This is a genomic window from Bacillus sp. CH_70 (assembly GCF_038007045.1).
In the GTDB taxonomy this organism is placed as follows: domain Bacteria; phylum Bacillota; class Bacilli; order Bacillales; family Bacillaceae_G; genus Bacillus_A; species Bacillus_A cereus.
This window is the reverse complement of the sequence record NZ_JBBOWL010000001.1, coordinates 2,952,146-2,972,159: the sequence shown is the minus strand read 5'-3', so window position 1 is coordinate 2,972,159 and position 20,014 is coordinate 2,952,146. Positions and strand designations below refer to the sequence as shown.

Here is a 20,014-nt window from a genome sequence, read left to right as displayed (position 1 = left end):
CTAGCTTAAAAATTTCATAAATACAATAATGAAGAAGGAGTGCTCCATATGAATTCAAAGAATAAAAAAGTTTTATTGTTAACAGACATTGAACATGGAATAGAGCCTATTATCCAACAAGTAACTAACATTCAACAAGAAAACATGTTGACTATACACAGCTACGATTCTGTAATTGTACATCCTTATGGAGATATAATGAGATCTATTATTATTGCTATTTATCAAGAAAATGTTGAAGAAATTATTGTTGTAGGAATAGAGGATAAAGAAAGTGATGTAGTTAATCTACAAATTCAACGGGATTCCATAAAAAATAACAGGGAACTAGATTATCTCTTTGAAAATTGCACGCCTGAATTTTCAAGTGGTAGCCTTGATGAATGGCTAAGTGGAAAAGAAAATGTTAGTGAAAATATTGAGAAGAGTATAGATATGATTTGTCATCATCCACTAGTACCGTCTGATGTTAAAGTTTATGGTTTCAAGATTGATAGAACAAGGGGAAAAGAAACGGTCGTTAAAATTCCTACTAAAAAAATAGTTGAAAAAGTTAACTAATTTATTAAAGACAAATAAATTCTTATGTAAAAATTGCTGTTGTATAATAAAATTTATTATGTTTTAAAAATCAGAAAGGATAGCCATGCAAAATAAAATTATTGTTATGTTTCAAAAAGATTTTCGTTTATATGATAACCCAGCTCTATTTGAGGCTGTTCAGTCTGGTGAGGTTCTTCCTGTATATATACAAGATGAAACTTTTTCAATAGGAAGTGCGGCAAAGTGGTGGTTGCACCATGCTGTAATAGATGTAAAGAAGCAACTTGAGGCATTGGGCTCTACTTTAATAATTCGTAAAGGACGTACGGAGGAAGAAATACTTTCTCTCATAGAGCAATTAGATATAACGGCTGTATATTGGAATATTTGTTATGATCCGGACAGATTACAATCTAATCAAAAAATGAAAATGATGTTAGAGGATAAAGGTATTATCTGTAAAGAATTTAATTCGCATTTATTATTAGAACCATGGGTTATTAAAAAGAAAGATAACACTGAATATAAGGTGTTTACGCCTTTTTACAATGCATTTCAAAAGCAGGTAATACCTAAACCTATTAGCAGAGTGCAGAGTATAAAGTGGGGAAACTCTTTACCAGCAAGCTTATCTGTTTCAGAATTACACTTGTTGCCGACTATACCGTGGACATCTCATATGGAAGTAATATGGGATCCGACAGAAGAAGGGGCATATAAAACATTCAAGAAATTTTTCTCTAGTAAATTAGTCTCTTATAGTGAAGGAAGAGATTTTCCAGGTCAAAATGTCCATTCGATGTTGGCACCGTATCTTTCATTTGGTCAAATATCAGTAAAGCTAATGTTTCATTACTTAATAAATAAAAGTACCGAAAGACAATGTAGTCTTTTTGAAAAACAAGTTAATAGCTTTATACGTCAATTAATTTGGCGAGAGTTTTCTTATTATTTACTATACCATTATCCATTTACAGTATATAGACCTCTTAATAAGAGCTTTGAACATTTTCCGTGGAATAAGGAAGAGGAGTTATTAAGAGTATGGCAAAAGGGGAAAACGGGTTATCCGTTTATTGATGCGGGAATGCGAGAACTATGGCAAACAGGTTTTATGCATAACCGGGCAAGAATGGCTGTAGCCTCTTTTCTTGTAAAGCATTTGTTAATTCCGTGGCAAGAAGGAGCAAAATGGTTTATGGATACACTACTAGATGCTGATATTGCAAATAATACAATGGGATGGCAATGGGTTGCTGGAAGCGGAGCAGATGCATCACCGTACTTTCGTATTTTTAACCCCATCACACAAGGAGAAAAGTTTGATAAAAATGGAGAGTATATAAGAAGATGGGTACCAGAATTAAGAGATATCCCAAACAAATATATACATAAGCCTTGGGAAGCACCTGAGCATATTTTACAAAAATCCAATATAAAACTTGGGGATACATATCCTTATCCGATTGTTGATCATAAGGCAGCACGAGAGAGAGCCCTTTGTGCATATAAAAGTATGAAAGAATTTGTATGAAATAGGTTAAACAATATGTATTTGGAATTTAAATATTAGGATTTTATCCATTACAAGGACATACTAATCATATAAAGTTTCTATAATCTTCTAGTAAAAAGGAGAATGTTTATGAAAAAATCTAGTATTATAGTATTTTTACTAACATATGGTTTGTTTTATGTTTCTAGTGTTTTATTCCCTATTGATCGTACTTGGTATGATGCGTTAGAAAAGCCGTCTTGGACACCTCCTGGTATGACAATCGGAATGATATGGGCTGTATTATTTGGACTTATTGCATTATCAGTTGCAATTATTTACAACAACTATGGATTCAAGCCAAAAACATTTTGGTTTTTATTCCTTTTAAATTATATATTCAATCAAGCGTTCAGCTACTTTCAATTTAGCCAAAAGAATTTGTTTTTAGCAACAGTAGATTGTTTACTAGTCGCTATTACTACGTTACTTCTCATTATGTTTTCTTCCAATTTATCTAAAGTATCGGCATGGTTGCTAATCCCATATTTTTTATGGGCTACATTTGCTACATATTTATCTTGGACAATTTATAGTATAAATTAAAGACGTAAATGAAAACTTGAGCACAATGAAAATGCTCGAGTTTTTATGTTTATTAATGATAATCTAAAGTATAGAATATACATATCTTAGGGAGGTCATATATGTGAAGAAATGGATAAAAATTGTTCTGTACTCTTTACTAGGTATTTTACTCATCGGAAGTATTACTTTTTTAACTTGGTCTCAGTTTACTTATAAACCAACGAAAGAGGCTTTGTCTTTAGTAGATGATAAAAAAGATGAAGATTATATAGCTTTTGGAGAGAAAGATGCTAAAATAGGGGTTATTTTTTATCAAGGAGCTAAAGTAGAAGCCGAGGCTTATAGTTACTTAGGAGAAGCACTTGCAAAAGATGGGCATTTTGTAGTAATGCCTAAGTTACCATTAAACTTAGCGATACTTGGAATAAATGAGGTAGATAGTGTAATTGAAAAGTACCCTGAAGTTCAAAAGTGGTATGTTGCTGGGCATTCAATGGGCGGAGCTATGATTTCTAGGTATGCCTTTCAACATGAAGAAAAGGTAGACGGGATTATTTTCTTAGGTTCGTATCCTGCAGATGACTTCTCTACTAAGTCGATTCCAATGTTATCAATTTACGGGGAAGTAGATGCTTTAGCAACTGTAGAAAAAATAGAGAACAATAAAAAGTTCATGTCAAAGAATACAAATATGCACATGATAAAAGGGGGAAACCATGCTCATTTTGGCATGTACGGTGAGCAAAAAGGTGATAATGCGAGTTTAATTACGGCAAAAGCACAACGAGATGAAACAGTGAAAGTAATTGAAGAATGGTTATTGAAACAATGATAACGAATTTAATAAATCTACCGAAAGAATTCTTCCAGCGGTAGATGGAAGAGAGAATAAAGAGCCAACTCGTATGAATTGGCTCTTTTATTTATTTGCTATCTCCAATTGTCCTCTATTTTCTCCGGAATATCCTCTTTAGAAATAATATCGTAAGAATACACATACTTTCCTTTTACATGAATTTTTAAGTAAGTTTTTCTTATAAAATCATTAGGCGTGTTCGTTCCAACATTATATTCTTTTTCATTGCTTAATTCATCAACAGCTTTTAGTGAGTACATAGCTTTTCCTTTTTGATGATAATCCGGAACACCATATCCTTTCGCAACGGCATATACATTTTTTTCTTCAGCAATCGGATTAAATCTGTCTAAATCCCCGCGTAATATGAAAGGTAGTAAGTATATAGGAAGGCCTATTCCTAATATGCAAATTACAAATTTTCTCATTATCGTTTCTCCTCTTGTTCATTTACATGCTTCAGTATAGAAAAAAATTCTTATGAATAAAGGGAGATTTTCTTAAGTTTTTCTTAAAAAGAGTTTAAAGGTTATTTTAACCAAACATTATGTCACTAGAACATATAGAAGAGAAAAGAAAAACTATCACCAACATGTTAAACATGTATCTTTATAGGGTAGCGAGTATTGGGGAATTTACACAATTTAGATTCTGAAATTTTACAATTAGTAGTTGTTAGGGAAGAGAGAGGGTTTAGAGTTTCAGATGTGTGTCAGTTACAATTGAAAAGTTACATCAACAACAAAAAGGAATACATGAGTAAAAAAGACAGCAAGAAATGTATCTAATGTCTTAAAAGTGTAATTGTAGGAACTATTAGGATATTTTTCCTTAATATATGCATACTAAACATACTATAAAAGGTACATAGAAAGTGAGGGAATCATGGCTAAATTTTTGAGGCGTTTAAAATATAGAGACAACCCTAAGTCATGTTCAATACGAGACAATACTCATTTTCAGGAAAAAAATATTGAAGACTCCCTCTTAGACGCTGATTTATCCAAAAACATAGCTCATATTCAGAATATATTTCGTCAAGCGCCTGATTTAGTAATTCGGCAGTTTCAAATAACAGTAGGTGGATTAGAAGCAGCCTTAGTATACTTATCTGGATTAACAGATAAAGAATTGATTCAAAATCATGTTCTCAGTCCTTTGATGAATATTGATTTTGATACTAATAGAGAACTTCCAATTCCGTTAGGACAAATTAAGATTATTAATACATTAAGTCAGATTGAAAATGCTATTTTTGGGGGAGATAGTGTTTTATTAATTCACAGTCGAACAACAGCACATCAATTGGATACAAAAGGATGGCCACAAAGAAGTGTTGAGGACGCACATAACGAAATAGCTCTAAAAGGAGCACATCAAGCTTTCATAGAAACTGGAAGTCAAAATATCGCAATGATTCGAAGATATATTCCTCATCGTGAATTAGCGATAAAAGAAATAATAATTGGTGTACGGAGTAAAACCAAAATTTCTATTTTATATTTGAAAGATGTAGCTTCTGAAGATGTGCTGAAGGAATTAGAAACACGAATTCAAAATATTACAATCGACGCTGTGGCTAGTAATGGCGAACTTATAGAATTCATTGAAGATCACCCTTACTCACCGTTTCCGCAATTTATATTAACTGAAAGACCTGATTTGGCTGTATCTCACATTCTACAGGGGAGATTTGTAACTGTAATGGATCATTCACCTAATGTGTTAATTACTCCAACAAATTTTATTTCCTTTTTTCAAGGAGTCGATGACTACGGTACAAGGTGGTTAGTTGCTTCGTCTATTCGGTTGCTTCGTTTTGTCGCCTTTATGGTTGCTTTATTTCTGCCTGCGAGTTATGTTGCGTTTATTTCCTTTAATTTTGAAGTTATTCCTGTAGAGCTATATTTATCTATTGCTGAATCAAGAACGCGCGTACCCTTTTCTCCAGTTATGGAAGCGTTACTTATGGAAATAACATTGGAAACGATGAGAGAAGGGGCTTTACGGATACCTACTCCGATTGGTCAGACAGTTGGAATTGTAGGTGGTATTGTCATCGGCCAGGCGGCTGTTCAGGCGGGAATTGTAAGCAATATTATGATTATTGTTGTTGCTGTTACCGCCATCTCTTCTTTTGTTATCCCTAACTATGATATGGGAGCGGCAGTAAGACTTTTACGCTTTCCAATGATGCTAGCAGCTGCCTTATTTGGAATTGTAGGACTTGTTATCGGGTGGATGACTTTAATTGGGCATCTAAGTAGTCTTAAATCGCTAGGTACTTCTTACGGAACACCATTAGCACCCTTTCGTTTTGCAGATATGAAAGATGTTTTTGTACGCTTTCCTTTATGGACAATAAGAAGGCGTCCTAAGGGGAATGGAACCGATCAAACTATTCGACAAGGAAAGAATCGTAATAAAAGGTGAAATTATGAAAAAGTATGCCTATAATGAAATCACTCTTATGCAGTATATTATTTTAATTAATGGAGTGCAGGTGGGCACTGGCGTTTTATCGCTTCCACGTGTGCTTGCAGAAAAGGCTGGAACAGATGGATGGATAGCTATATTGATTGGTTGGATTTTCTCCACAATATCAGGTGTGTTTATAGTGAAAACAGCTGCAAGATATCCTGAGGATACGATTTATGATATTCTTATACGATTGTTTGGAAAAATAGTAGGGAAAGCATTCGTTGTTATTTACATGATGTACTTCGCTTTTTATTCTTGTATCGTTCTTATAAACGCTATGCTTTACCTTAAGGGATGGCTTCTCCCGAAAACGCCTGACTTTATCGTTATCTTTTTGTTTTCGATTCCTACCTATTTTGTTGCACGTAACGGTCCTAGTATTTTAGGACGGTACGCCGAACTTTTTTTTTATATGGCGCTTTGGATTCCGATATTTTTTTTAATCCCTCTTATAGGGAATGGAAGCTGGATGCCTTTCTTTCCGCTTTTAAAAGAAGGGTGGAAACCGATATTAACTGCTGTACCAAGCACTGTTTATGCTTATTTAGGGTTTGATATTGCTTTCTTTTTATATCCATTTTTACAAAAAAAACAGTATGCAGTCCATGGAATGGTTATAGCAAACACCTTAACGATGTTATTTTATTTATTTGCTACTATTGTTTGCTTTGCCTATTTTAGCCCTGATAGCATTACGCAATATAATCAACCGGTAATAAATTTACTGAAAGTAATTGAATTTCGTTTTTTAGAACGTTTTGACATGATTTTATTGGCTGTTTACTTAACCATTGTTTCCACATCATGGATCCCTGCCCTATACTGTTCTGTATTTTGTTCAAGCCAATTACTTGGAAAACAAGATCACAGCTCTCATGTAGTTGTTCTCTTATTGCTTATTATCGGATTCACATTTTGGACTCATCCTAGTTGGAATGAATCTGAAATTTGGCAACAGGTATTATCGAATACTGGATTAGGAGTAACATATATATTACCTATTATTTTATGGCTGTATTGCTGTCTATATGAGAAGTTTCGCCGGAGGAGAATACATTGAAAAGAAAAGTACTATGTTGTATTTTGTTATTAGTGTTCTTGATGACTGGATGCTTCGATCAAAGAAATGTTGAAGATGTTTCTCTTACTCTTATTCTTGGTATCGATTTAGATCCTAATGATAATTTATTAGTGTATATATCAAGCCCTGTTTTCAATAAAGAAGCAAAAATAAAAGAAGAAACTACTGGTGTGAAATCTGCTACGGTTCGAAAAGCAAGAGACAAATTTGATGCTACGGTTATGGCACTTACCGCCGGAAGTAAAACACAGGTTATTTTAGTTGGAAAAAGGCTACTGAAACAAAAAAACTGGGAAATTTACCTTGATCCATTTTACCGTGATCCCAAAAATACAGTTACCGCAAGGGTTGTCGCTGTAGATGGACCTGTTTCAGACGTCATCTTCTATAGTCCAAAAGATAAACCAAGGCTTCCTATATATTTAACAAAACTAGTTGATACCGCTTTTTTAAGAAATATCACGGTGAAAACAACACTTCAAGAATTATATGAACAAAGAGCAGACAAAGGGCTAACAGCAAATATTACTGAACTGAAAAAAAAGAATAAAATATGGGTGACAGGTACAGCCTTATTGGATGAAAAAGGAAAGTATAAATTAACACTGAAACCTGATGAAAACAAACTCTTACGCATTTTGCAACAAGGAACTGCAGGGGAGTTACCATTTACAGTTCCAATTAAGCTAAATTCAGATAGTCAAGATAAAGATTTGATAAGTTTTACTGCCTATGGTATTAAAGTAAAGACAAAGGCAAGATATGATGATCATTTTATATTTAATGTAGATGTAAAGATGAGAATCGGTATTACAGAACGACTTTTTTCGTTTAACACTAGAAAGGATGCAGCCAAATTACAAAAGGCGATTGAAACTAAGCTAGAAGCTGATTTCAAGCAATTAATACAAAAAATACAAACCGCCAAAATTGATCCTATTGGGCTTGGAGGATATGCAAGAACATACACATATCCAAAATGGAAAAAAATACAAAATAATTGGGGTAACGAATTAGCAAAAGGCGATGTAAACGTCAAGGTTAAGATTAAAATTGGTGGAATGGGTACGATTAAGTAACATGAATTCAACTGTGATCCGTACTAAGATTGCAAGTACTGTCTGTTTTAGAAGGAGAAATGCCTTTAATAATAGTGCAGCCACATCGCTATCTGGGCTTTTCCGTTATAGGTAACATTTTTCAATGCGTAAATAAGAAGGTTCTAGTGTAAAAACTTCAGAGTAATTGCGCCAGAATCACTATTGGATCAGTTTAGATCCATAATAAAAAAAGATTCGATATTCTGAAGTTAAAAGTAAAAAATGAAATTATGAAAGGTAAATTTCAAATAATGCTAATGTTTTATAAAGACATTGTATACGAAGGGATGTACCATTTATGATTGACGAGAAAACAATACAAATTGTGCAGTCAACGGCTCCAGTATTAAAAGAACACAGTATAGAAAAGGAATTGATTCATTATGAATCATTTAGCCCATTTGCAATTTTAGGTGAGTAACTAATACCGGATAGGGTTATAGTCATAATAATGTAAGTAAATAGTTTTTTTGCGATACTTCAATAGTGAAGTATCGTTTTCTTTGTATAATTAAAGCCCAACTATGGATTCTGATGTAATGTTGAAAAAGGATCGCAAGTAATGATCGGTCTGTTCTAATACTAAGTAACTATGATGAAATTGAATCTAAAAAGTATTATGCTAATAAAATAGCGAAAAAATTTTGGAAAAGCAAAAAATAATAGAGCTTAGATTTGCAATAATAAATGTTTTTTCATTAGATAATTACTTTACCAATAATCGGGATGTTTGCGGATACATTTATTTTTGGGATACATAATTATATTTAGAGAATACCCAGTTACAGTATTTGAATTTTTAATAAGAAGGGATGCGAAGGAATGAACTCACAGAGACAAGGCTATGCAGGCTGGTGGCAAGGCGGACACGGTGGTTGGCCGGGTGGACACGGTGGTTGGCAAGGCGGTTGGCAAGGTGGACACGGTGGTTGGCCGGGCGGACACGGTGGTTGGCAAGGTGGACACGGTGGTTGGCAAGGTGGACACGGTGGTTGGCAAGGTGGACACGGTGGTTGGCAAGGTGGACACGGTGGTTGGCAAGGTGGACACGGTGGTTGGCAAGGTGGACACGGTGGTTGGCAAGGTGGACACGGTGGTTGGCAAGGTGGACACGGTGGTTGGCAAGGTGGACACGGTGGTTGGCAAGGTGGACACGGTGGTTGGCAAGGTGGACATGGTGGTTGGCCGGGCGGACATGGTGGTTGGCAAGGCGGACATGGATATTAAAAAGATACTATAAAATCATTTTTTTATGCAAAGTTTGTATATTTAGTATCGTTGTATATTTTCATTTGTATAGTAAGGATATAGTGAAAACAGCAAAAAAATCCTGTGAAGTAAGGATTCTATCCATAAAATTAAAGCAGTGGAAATGTCAAAAGAACAAAAGACACCGCTTTTTATTATTCAAGGAGAACGAGACTATCAAGTTCAATCAAAAATTGAAATTCCTCTTTGGAAAGAACAATTAAAAGAACGAGATAATGTAGATTATCGACTATATCCAAAGTTAAATCATTTCTTTACAGAGGGGGATGGGGGAATAAGTAAGCCAGATGAATAGTATAGTCCTACTAATATCCCTGAGTATGTTTTAAATGATATTGTTACTTGGGTGCAAGGCAAATCGCAATTAAATTAGCAACCATATGTTTTAATAAAGACTTTCTTTCCGTAATCAAAATAGAAATATTTTTATTAGGTTATATGTTTTTTAAAAGCACTCTTTGAAAAGGAGTGCTTTTTTATTTTTCTATGATTTCTATAAAACAATGGGCTTACCTTCCAAACAAATCGTTATTTGGAGCGCTTTTATCAAAGCAAAGTTCTTGTGACATTTCTTTGATATTAAAAACATGAATAACCTATTGTGTAAAATTTTTTGAAAATTTAGGTTTAACATCTTTAAAATAGGTGTATTACATATTACATAACAACTAAATAAAAAAATAAAAAATCTAAAGGAGGAAAGATACGATGCATACGAATGAAAGAAAAACGGTAGTTTATGAATATCAAAATGAACAGGAAGTAGTTATGAAAGTAAAAGAGCTAGAATTGCAAGGGGTTCGCCACGATGACATTTATGTTTTAGCACATGAAAAACATATAACAAAAAGGATTGCGGATGATACAAACACAAATACGATTGGAGTAAAAGAACAAGGATTGGGAACAAGTATTATCAACTTTTTCTCCAAAAAAGGGGACGAACTTCGAAATCAAATGGAAGAAATGGGGTTGTCGAAGGAGGAAGCTAACTTATATGAAGAAAAACTAGATCAAGGGAAGATTTTACTCCTAGTAACAGCTGAAGTACCAATGGCGAATGATAGGCAGCCGCAAAACTATCATTCTCTGTAATAGATTGCAACATCTGATAAATAGGTAAGGTAATTATTTTAGGTTGTAGCATTGAAGAAAATAAAAATAGAAAAGGATGAGAAAAATGAAACATACAATATTTAAATATGCTGTGATTGGAATTACGACCGGAGTCATAGTCTCCCTATTAAAAAAAGAAAATCGGAAAGCTATACAAACAAAAGGAAAAAGCGTAAAAGAAAAACTACAAGAAGGAAACATAAAGGAAACATTGGAGAAGGTAACTGAGACAAGTAAACAATTTTCTGTAACTGCAGCTAATGTTGCAAAACAAACATTACCACAACTGCTTACAGCCACACCAGTTGTCATTTCTACCATTAAAGACTTAACAGAAAACGAAAATAATAAAAAGAAAACAGGTGAAAAGGATTACGAAATAAATGAAAATAGTAAGAACTTAGACGGGGGAAAAACGAAAAATGAAAAGAAATATGTGAAAGAAGGGAAAGAAGAGAGTGCCTAGATTTAACTCTAAAAATAGAAAGTGAGGAAAAAAGTATGAAATCTCTGTATGCAATTGATGTAGGAATTGGCTTTACCAAAAGGGCATATCGACAGGCTGTAGATTCTGAGATGACAATCAAGAGTGAAGCTTCCACACTAGCCCCTGTACCTAATCATGCTGAAAGTGAAGATTTAACAAAGGTAAGTTTTATAGACTTAGACTTTGCATACTACATGGGAAATGAAGCACATCAATCTGACGCTTCATTTCTTCCTCCATTTGACGATGAAATAGAAAATTATTATGAAAGCGAACGATTTAAACAACAAGTATTTGGTTGCATTGCAAAGGATTATAAAGAAAATGTCGTGTTACCTCTAGTTGTTACCGGGCTTCCCATCACTTGTTTTGGTAGTCAGCATGAGCAATTACAACGTGCACTAAAAAAAGAAACTTCCGTGCAAATTGATGGGAAATTTATTCATATTACGGTGGAAAATGCTTTGATTCTTCAGCAACCGGTCGCTTTACATGCCTATTTCTTAAAAGAGGGAATCATTCAGGAACGAGATCGCATCTTAATTATTGATGGTGGATTTCGTACATTAGAAATGACAGATATGAAACAGAATCTCATTTTAAATCATTATGAGACGGAACTAGGATGTAGCAAGCCTTTGAAAAATATTAAGAATATCGTGCAGAATTATGAGGGTGAAAGTAATCAATTGCATATTAACGACATGCCAAACATATTAGAAAAAGGATATGAATGTCGAGAAGAAAATCATGAGACAAGTCAGGTTCATACTTTGATTCAAAAAGAGTTGGATGCACACTTCCAAGACGTCATACGTGTATTACAAGAACAATTTACGTTAGAACAGTATGATACTATCATTTGGACAGGAGGAATAGTAGATCTCCACAAAAAACGAATTGAAAAAATGCAAGGTGAAGTTTCTTCTTTCCGTATGGTAGACGCTTCGAAAGAGGCTGCACTTCATGGATACTATATTATTGGAAGTCAAGTATTTGACGACATCACCAATCAATCTGCATATGAATCTAAATTATAATAACGACTGAAATGGAGTTCGTTGAATAGACGTGCCAAATTATGTAGCTTCTTTTCCACATATAATAAATTCTTTATAAGAAAAGATAAAAAGTGCTTGTATAGAGGAAATGTTTAAAATTGAGAATAAAAATAACTAATATAGGGGGTCTTCCTTTTAAAAGAATAAGACCTCCTATGTCATTTATTTTGTAATTTAGATGATCTAAAAACTTTTCCTCCAATACATGAATACCTACATACAAATTTCATATTACGGATATGATTCGATCAAATATAAAACTATTTAGAAAGGAAGAATAATATGGAATGCATAGAAATGACGAAATGGAGTTGGTATCATGTGAAAACTAGTGAGTTTGAAAAACTTTCTTCTATAATCCCTCGTAATGTAACATCTTATTTCTCTCAATTTGTAAAGAAAATACGTTCTCCTTGTGAAAATGGATTATATGTTTATACGTTATCACCAAGTCAAACTTGTATATATGGTTCGTTTTTATATGATCAAGATAAAAAGGACGCCAAAATTCAAAAATTTCTTCATTATTTCGTAGCTCATGGAATACTGATAACAGTTCAGGAAAAAGAGGAAGAGGATTTCCAAAAATTAATACATAATTTCCCTATGGGTACAAAAAATTGTAACAGTTCCGCTGAAGGATTATGTGCTATCTTATCAATGTTTATATCTCACTATTTGCGAAAGGTTGACTACTTTGAAAACAATTTCAGAAATGTATTATGGGATTTTTATCATCATAATAACATAGCAGTTTTAGAAAGGATTTATCATATTCGTCATGAATTATTTATGAACACACATGTGTTTCGCTTAATACAAGAAGTGTTACAAGGCCTAAAAGAAGCTTGGTTAGAAAAACTAACAAACACCCTTTGTTATAAACAAACACACGTAAAATTAGAGCGTGGATTACAACTTGTTAAAGAGTACCAAGAAGAATTAGACACGATGATTCATTTACAAGAAGTTGTTTCTTCTCATCGTGGGAATGAAATTATGAAAGCTCTTACTGTATTAACTGCTGTGAGTACGCCTTTGACAGCCTTAGGAGCATTATGGGGTATGAATTTTAAATACATGCCTGAACTAGAATGGAAATATAGCTATTTAATCGCTCTCTTATTTATTATTTTCACAACAGCGGGTATGTATATGTATATGCGATTCAAAGGATGGACAGGTGACTTATTACGAGTAAAGAAAAAGAAATCTTTTTTTAAATCTAATTAATCCTGTTTATAAAAAATATGATAGATATATGGTTTGTAATATTTATTAATTGAGATAGCACCATATCCCCATCAAGTTAAAGTTTTGATGTCCTCGCAATGATAAAAATGGTGAATATTTATATGAAAGATTAGAGCCCTCCTTCTTGTAGGAGGGCTCTAATCTTTGTTAAAAAACTATATCATATACTTGGGGGGCAGACTCATCATCTGAAATTTGTCCGAATTCAATTTAGAATATGGCAAAAGAGAACTTGCGATTAAAAACAAGCTCTCTTTAAAAGAAATAACGTAATTGAGATACTTATATATTAACAATTGTTTTCTTCTAATTCCATATGTCATATGTTGAGAAATAAATTATAAATGGATTGATAAAGCTAAAATGAATGATTGACATAATATTTTGACGATAATATAATAAATCTCGAATTCAAGATAACTTGTAAAGGATTGGTAATTATGAGCGTGATTAACGATGAGAGCTTATCTTTAAAGTTATTTGTTATATTATCTAGGGCAATACAGTCAATTACTAAGCGTATTGAAGAGGATATAAAAAGTTATGGACTTAATCCAACTGAATTTGCAGTGCTTGAGCTACTGTATAGTAAAGGCGATCAGCCTATACAAAAAATTGGAGACAAAATATTACTTGCAAGTAGTAGTATCACGTATGTAGTGGATAAGTTGGAAAAGAAGAGGTTCTTAATACGAAAACCATGTCCTAAAGACCGCCGTGTCACGTATGCGTCAATTACTTCAGAAGGTATTGAACTAATGGATATTATTTTTCCTCAGCATAAAGAGGCGATTCAGCAAATATTTGGTGGTTTGGACTATATTGAGAAAAAAATGATAATCGAAAAGTTGAAAAAATTAGGGTATTATGCACTAGAACTATAAATCTTTAGAAATATATCTCGAATTAGTAATGTCCTAATTAAATATAATTTAAATAAATAGGAGGAAAAATTAATAAATGGTAGTAAATTTATTATAATACAAAATGAATAAAGCGTGTAATTTCAATCGGTATAATATGAAATAAAGTTGTTATGTTAACGTATACATATCGTCCTTTAAATTATAAATCTTTCATAAAGCGGAGAGTGGGTATCAAGAATGGAATTACGTCATTTAGAGTATTTTATTCAAGTTTGTAATAATAATAGTTTCACTAAAGCTGCGGAAGTTCTAGGTATTTCACAGCCGACTTTAAGTCAACAAATACGAGTTTTAGAAGGTGAACTTGATACACCCTTGTTTCATCGAGTTGGAAGAGGTATCAAAATGACAGAAGCGGGTAAGCTGCTATTTGATAAAGGGAAATTTATCATGCAACAATTTGATGACGTTTATAATGAAATTTTTGAATTAAAGGGTGTAAAAAGAGGTGTGATTACTATAGGAGGTCTATTAGAGGATCTCACTTATTTAACACCTTATATTATGAAGTTTCAACAACATTATCCCAACATTGTAGTAAAGATTATAGAATCCGAAGTTGCTGTAAATCAAATCGTTGACAAAAATATTGATTTCGGGATTACACGTAGTGCTCAAATTCCAGACACATTAACAAACACCCTTTTGTATAGTGAAGAGCTCGTCCTTGTCATTCCAAAAAATCATCCTTTGAATGAAAAATCATTTGTTTCTTTTCGAGAATTAGTAGGGATCAGTAGAGTAATGGTTTCATGTAGTTGTCGTGAATCTATTAAGATATATTGTGAGAGTTTAGGGTTATCTTTATCTGAAGCAAATATAGAAACAAAATCTTCTATTTCTCTATTGAGCCTTGTATACAATGGACATGGGGTTGCCATAATACCTCTTTCACTGGTTAACTTTGTTAATAATGATACTTTGAGCATAGTTCGTATTACTGATCCAACACCAAGTCAAGATATTAATCTTATACACTTTGATGATAAATTTTTAAGTTTTGCAGCACGCATCTTTATGCAGAAGTTAAATGATTCTCAAAAAGTATCAGTGTAATAGAAATAATAATGATTCCAGTGTAACAATTGGAAAAATTAAAATCTATAATAAAGTCAAAGGACAGTGGGGTTATATGTGTGGTGTAGTCGATCAAAAAGGGGGATACCATTGACTTTTAATTAAGGAAAAAAGGACAGACTTTGCAAGGAGAGAAGGCTATCAAAAACAAGTTAAGTTAATCAATCAATTCTTTGGTCTTATCGCATAGTAACAGATTCCATATGGGGATATACACTGCTATTTTGAATCTACATATCCTTATTGTAGAAAGAAAACCACCGGCATTATACCGGTGGTTTTGATTTAGAAAGCAAAGCAAGTACAACCAATCCCCCATTTAGTTCCATCTTTTCCTATTACGGTATGAGTGTGTTGATGGAGAGGGTTACTACAACTATGTAACTTGTTATCATGGGAATCGTGAGAAAGTATAGTGTTTGCTAGGTTAGCACCACCATAACCATAAACGCCCGTCGGTGACCAATCAGGTGATGCTGGCGGCAATTCAGGTGATAAATTTTTAAATTCATCATTTCCATAAACAACCTGCCCACCCATAATGGTAAGTAATGATTCAAGGTCTTTGATTTCTTCTTCTGGCACAGTAAAGTAGTCAGCAGACAATACAGCAATATCAGCAAACTGACCTACTGCAAGGGTTCCCTTTTTACCTTCATCACCAGAGAACCACGCACTTCCTTTTGAATATAATTCTAGGGCTACTTTTCTATCAAGTTTATTTTTTTCATCGTATATGGAAAGACCACCAATGGTTTTTCCGGCAACCATCCAGTAAAGAGCGACCCAAGGGTTATAGCTGGAAACCCTGGTTGCATCACTACCGGCGCCAACAGGTATACCAAGATCTAACATACGATAAATCGGAGGAGTATGCTTTGCAGCTTCCTTTCCGTATAAGTCAACAAAGTATTCACCTTGAAAAGCCATGCGGTCTTGGATGGCAATACCGCCATTTAAAGCCTTAACACGTTCCATACTACGATCTGAGATTGTTTCTGCATGATCAAACCACCAGCGTAGCCCATTAAAAGGAATTTCTCTGTTAACTTCCTCAAATACATTTAAGAAACGTGTGATTGACTCGTCATAAGTTGCATGTAAACGGAATGGCCAACGGTTTTCCACCAATAGAGAAATTACTTTCTTTAAGTCGGCTTCCATTACTGTAGCTAGTTCGGGCCGTGGCATTTGAAATTTTTCAAAATCGGCTGCCGAGAATACTAACATTTCTCCGGCACCATTCATTTTATACTTATCATTTCCTTGACCAGGAGAAACAATTTTTGCCCATGAAGCAAAGTCTTCATATTCATGATTAGGATTTTGCGTAAATAGATTATAAGCAATACGCAAAGTTAATTGTTCCTTCTCGGCTAAATGTTCAACAACTTTGTAGTCATCAGGGTAATTTTGGAAACCACCACCTGCGTCGATGGCGCTTGTAATACCTAATCTATTTAATTCACGCATAAAATGGCGAGTTGAGTTAATCTGGTCGTCAAGATTAAGTACTGGAGCTTTACCCAAACTTGAATAAAGAATAGAAGCGTTAGGGTTAGCAATTAAAAGGCCCGTTGGATTACCTCTTTTATCCCGCTGAATTAAACAGCCTGGAGGGTCTGGGGTATCTTTCGTGTATCCCAGTGCACGTAGCCCTGCACGATTTACAAGTGCTCTATCGTAAAGATGTAGCACAAAGACAGGCGTGTCTTCAGAAACAGCATTAATCTCTTCTAATGTTGGCATCCGTCTCTCTTTAAATTGAAATTCAGACCAACCTCCAACTACTCTTACCCACTGAGGAGCAGGTGTACGCCTTGCCTGTTCTTTGAGCATTTCTAGAGCAATAAAAAGTGATGGCACGCCTTCCCAACGTAATTCCATATTATAATGCAGACCACCACGAATAACGTGTATATGAGAGTCATTCAGGCCTGGAATAGCTCTCTTTCTTTTTAGGTCTATTTTTTTTGTTTTTTCCGTGGCACTATTAAGAATCTCATCTCCACCTACTGCAGTGACTAAACCATCAGTTATGGCGATAGCAGATACCTCAGGCTGAGAAGGGTCAAGGGTAGTAATTTTTCCGTTATATAAGATCATATCCGGTAAATTCATGTTCACACCTCGTCTACTTTCTATTATTTTGTAACCATGGATGAAATAATTTACCGAAAATCGGCATGACTACCCATGATAGCAAGGACACTATACATACAGAAACAAAAAAAGCTGACATAATAGGATTCATATGTTTTATAATAGGTCCTATCACTTTAGGAACTAACATGCTAAGAGGCCATACACCCAGAAGGGTAACGATAGACATTTTCCATTTTGGAGGTGGAACTGGCGTTTTCGGAGTAACAAACCAATAAGCCAAACTGCTTTCAGTTTTGTAAGTTGGATTAGTGGCTTGAAATTGCTCGGCCGTTTTTAACAAATCCCGGCGAACATCTGATTCTTGCCAAGCACGTAGATGCTCATACGTATCAAAGCGAAAAATAACAGTATACTCTCTGGATTCGTTACTTGGGACTATTAGATTTACACCTAAATGTCCTGGGAATTTAGTAGCCGCAGCCTCAATTTCATGTCTCCATGTTTCAAACTGTTTTTCTCTACCTTCTTGAATTTCCCATGTAACAATCGTTGTTACTGGATTGCCAGCATCCATCGTGTTCCCTGTATAAGTCTCTTCGACAGCTACTCCTTCTTGTTTCATATTTTCCTGCTTGGAAGCGCGCCATGCACCATAGTATATGCGTATTCTACACCTTGACCATAAGCACCAGTGTGTTCCTTTACAATCTCCATTACAGCATCATAAGTGTCTTTGTGTGCCCAGTCACGTTGGTATTCAAGTAAAACTTGAATTGCTGTCACTGGAATTGCACCAGCTTGTTCTACACGACGCATAGCAGCGTTATGTGCTGTCAAACTAGTACCACCTGAAGCATCATCAACTGCATACACCTCATAGCCAGCTTTAATTGCTTCAAGCACAGGGAATGCAAGGCAAACTTCAGTCCAAAGTGCTGCAAATATTAATTTCTTTCTACCGGTTGCTTTAACTGCCTCAACAAATTTCGGATCTTCCCAAGAGTTCATTGAACTACGTTCTATAATTTCATGGTTTGGGAATATATCAAGAATTTGTGGCCAAAAATAACCAGAAAAGCTGCGTGTTTCAACTGTAGTAAGAATAGTAGGTACGTTAAAAGTTTTTGCTGATTTAGCAAGCAGCATAACGTTATTAATCAATGTTTGTCTATCAATACTTGCAACTCCAAAAGTCATTTGAGGTTGAAAGTCAATTAAAATTAATGCACTGTTCTCCGGATTTAACAATTCTAAATTACTCATAATAAACAGCTCCTTTTTTAATTGTTTAAAATTAATATTATTGAAAAAATATATTTTCTGTTAATTAAACCTGTAATCGTAAAAATAAAATATTTGCTATACCTTTTAATTTAAAAGAGAGTGCTTATTTAATCAGCACTAAATGTATACTATCTAGTTTTTTGAAAGAAAAGCTATTATGCATTTTGTTTACTAAGATCTCGCTGCGCGCCCATATAGCTTCCAATTATATTTTGATAGCCTGGAAGATTGCTAGCAAGCAAATTGCCAAAACCTTCGACATCGTTGCGCCAATCGCGTTGTAATTCGCAAGCTACGCTAAACCAGTTCATAAGTTGCACACCACTATGTGCCATACGAGTATTTGCAGCATCTGCAACTTGTTTACTGAAAGTTCCTGAAGCATCAGTAACAGCAAATACTTCATATCCAGCTTTTATAGCGGAAAGTGCAGGGAAAGCAACACAAACGTCCGTAACTACGCCCGCGATGATAAGTTGCTTTTTTCCAGTTTCTTCGATTGCTTTTACGAAATCATCATTATCCCATGCGTTAATTTGTCCAGGTCGAGCTATTTTTGGTGCATGAGGAAAGAGATCAACCAATTCTTGCATTAAAGGTCCGTTAGGTCCATTTTCAAAACTTGTTGTTAAAATAACTGGTAAATCAAAAAACTTAGCAGTATGAGCAAGAGCTAAAACATTGTTCTTGAATTCATCAACACCATAGTCACGTACTAGTCCGGACATAAGACCAGTTTGATGATCTACTAAAAGAACGACAGCATCATCTTTGTTAATACGAGAATAGAGATCAGTCATTATGTATTCCTCCTAAAAATTAAGTAATCGAAGAAAGTTTAAATAGTCGAATACTATCATAAGTTTCTTCGTTTATAACTAAGCTGACCAATAATATTGGTCATAGCAGCATTCACAGAACATGAAGTGCTATACAAATTTATAGTATTTGAAAACTGATTCATTAATCAATTCTAAATTATCTATAATTTGTATAGGTCGTAACTATAGTTGTTTTCACTATAAAATAGATTGGTTTTACCTATACATCCTATAGATAGAACAATATTGATAGTCACCTATTTTTGTTATTACAATTGAATATAAGTAATGTTCAGTAATTATTTTATGATGAAAAAGGTATTAGAGGGGGGATTGTTCCAAAAGGAGAAAATGAATGCATTGGAACAATAGAGTTTCATACTTAGAGTTCACAACATAAACGTGCATAAATAGATTGTGAGATTCATCCGGATTATTGAAGAAAAGGATACATATTAGAATACTTTTT

General features: G+C 34.2%; 19 protein-coding genes and 2 pseudogenes. 16 read left to right on the top strand and 5 right to left on the bottom strand.

The features are described from left to right. The first annotated feature begins 48 nt into the window (after positions 1–48). The 4 genes from N2V79_RS15115 (at position 49) to N2V79_RS15100 (ending at position 3,458) form a co-directional block, all read left to right on the top strand. Entirely contained in the window at positions 49–561 is a 513-nt protein-coding gene (locus tag N2V79_RS15115; protein ID WP_340720014.1) for a carbonic anhydrase, read from the top strand. Positions 562–646: 85 nt separating this feature from the next. Beyond that, positions 647–2,077: a cryptochrome/photolyase family protein gene (locus N2V79_RS15110; protein WP_340720013.1), complete on the top strand. Its 1,431-nt coding sequence runs from the start codon at positions 647–649 to the stop codon at positions 2,075–2,077. A gap of 111 nt (positions 2,078–2,188) precedes the next feature. Then, positions 2,189–2,644, top strand: coding sequence for a TspO/MBR family protein (locus N2V79_RS15105; RefSeq protein WP_000749744.1), 456 nt, complete (start codon positions 2,189–2,191; stop codon positions 2,642–2,644). A gap of 103 nt (positions 2,645–2,747) precedes the next feature. Continuing rightward, positions 2,748–3,458: an alpha/beta hydrolase gene (locus tag N2V79_RS15100; protein ID WP_340720012.1), complete on the top strand. Its 711-nt coding sequence runs from the start codon at positions 2,748–2,750 to the stop codon at positions 3,456–3,458. 87 nt (positions 3,459–3,545) lie between these two features. Here the strand turns inward: N2V79_RS15100 and N2V79_RS15095 are convergent. Further along, positions 3,546–3,910 (bottom strand): annotated as a pseudogene (locus N2V79_RS15095) (YxeA family protein). Positions 3,911–4,367: 457 nt separating this feature from the next. On the opposite strand from N2V79_RS15095, the gene N2V79_RS15090 reads away from it, so the two are divergent. From N2V79_RS15090 to N2V79_RS15035, 12 genes and pseudogenes are all read left to right on the top strand, one after another. Further along, a complete protein-coding gene (locus N2V79_RS15090; protein ID WP_053564049.1) occupies positions 4,368–5,915 on the top strand; it encodes a spore germination protein in 1,548 nt (515 codons plus the stop codon). A gap of 4 nt (positions 5,916–5,919) precedes the next feature. Then, complete coding sequence (locus N2V79_RS15085) at positions 5,920–7,023, top strand: GerAB/ArcD/ProY family transporter (protein WP_053565489.1); 1,104 nt, start codon at positions 5,920–5,922, stop codon at positions 7,021–7,023. Next, on the top strand, positions 7,020–8,123 hold the full coding sequence (locus N2V79_RS15080; RefSeq protein ID WP_069355881.1) for a Ger(x)C family spore germination protein: 1,104 nt from the start codon (positions 7,020–7,022) through the stop codon (positions 8,121–8,123). Before N2V79_RS15085 ends, N2V79_RS15080 begins: the two co-directional genes overlap by 4 nt. A 319-nt stretch (positions 8,124–8,442) precedes the next feature. After that, positions 8,443–8,565: a flavoprotein gene (locus tag N2V79_RS15075; protein WP_000564622.1), complete on the top strand. Its 123-nt coding sequence runs from the start codon at positions 8,443–8,445 to the stop codon at positions 8,563–8,565. Between the two features lie 401 nt (positions 8,566–8,966). After that, a complete protein-coding gene (locus N2V79_RS15070; RefSeq protein WP_340720011.1) occupies positions 8,967–9,371 on the top strand; it encodes a hypothetical protein in 405 nt (134 codons plus the stop codon). A 115-nt stretch (positions 9,372–9,486) separates the two neighbouring features. Next, positions 9,487–9,786 (top strand): annotated as a pseudogene (locus N2V79_RS15065) (alpha/beta hydrolase); the annotation flags it as partial. A gap of 335 nt (positions 9,787–10,121) precedes the next feature. After that, positions 10,122–10,508, top strand: a complete 387-nt coding sequence (locus N2V79_RS15060) for a general stress protein (protein ID WP_000557321.1) — start codon at positions 10,122–10,124, stop codon at positions 10,506–10,508. Positions 10,509–10,593: 85 nt separating this feature from the next. Further along, positions 10,594–10,995 (top strand): hypothetical protein, encoded by a 402-nt coding sequence (locus N2V79_RS15055; protein WP_000683219.1) that lies wholly within the window; start codon positions 10,594–10,596, stop codon positions 10,993–10,995. A gap of 35 nt (positions 10,996–11,030) precedes the next feature. Further along, positions 11,031–12,056 (top strand): ParM/StbA family protein, encoded by a 1,026-nt coding sequence (locus N2V79_RS15050; protein WP_200458194.1) that lies wholly within the window; start codon positions 11,031–11,033, stop codon positions 12,054–12,056. A gap of 303 nt (positions 12,057–12,359) precedes the next feature. Continuing rightward, on the top strand, positions 12,360–13,310 hold the full coding sequence (locus tag N2V79_RS15045) for a magnesium transporter CorA family protein (RefSeq protein ID WP_340720010.1): 951 nt from the start codon (positions 12,360–12,362) through the stop codon (positions 13,308–13,310). 461 nt (positions 13,311–13,771) lie between these two features. Next, positions 13,772–14,215: a MarR family winged helix-turn-helix transcriptional regulator gene (locus N2V79_RS15040; RefSeq protein ID WP_016122794.1), complete on the top strand. Its 444-nt coding sequence runs from the start codon at positions 13,772–13,774 to the stop codon at positions 14,213–14,215. Positions 14,216–14,434: 219 nt separating this feature from the next. Further along, complete coding sequence (locus N2V79_RS15035) at positions 14,435–15,313, top strand: LysR family transcriptional regulator (RefSeq protein ID WP_023522386.1); 879 nt, start codon at positions 14,435–14,437, stop codon at positions 15,311–15,313. A 306-nt stretch (positions 15,314–15,619) separates the two neighbouring features. Here the strand turns inward: N2V79_RS15035 and N2V79_RS15030 are convergent, their stop codons facing one another. The 4 genes from N2V79_RS15030 to ycaC all read right to left on the bottom strand — a co-directional run bounded on the left by N2V79_RS15030 (position 15,620) and on the right by ycaC (position 19,524). Further along, a complete protein-coding gene (locus N2V79_RS15030) occupies positions 15,620–17,455 on the bottom strand; it encodes an amidohydrolase (protein ID WP_023522384.1) in 1,836 nt (611 codons plus the stop codon). A 13-nt stretch (positions 17,456–17,468) separates the two neighbouring features. After that, entirely contained in the window at positions 17,469–18,062 is a 594-nt protein-coding gene (locus N2V79_RS15025; protein WP_000806856.1) for an antibiotic biosynthesis monooxygenase, read from the bottom strand. Beyond that, entirely contained in the window at positions 18,059–18,703 is a 645-nt protein-coding gene (locus N2V79_RS15020) for a hydrolase (protein WP_000067162.1), read from the bottom strand. The genes N2V79_RS15025 and N2V79_RS15020 overlap by 4 nt, the downstream gene beginning before the upstream one ends. A 176-nt stretch (positions 18,704–18,879) precedes the next feature. After that, entirely contained in the window at positions 18,880–19,524 is a 645-nt protein-coding gene (gene ycaC, locus N2V79_RS15015; RefSeq protein WP_000131213.1) for an isochorismate family cysteine hydrolase YcaC, read from the bottom strand. Positions 19,525–20,014 lie beyond the last annotated feature (490 nt).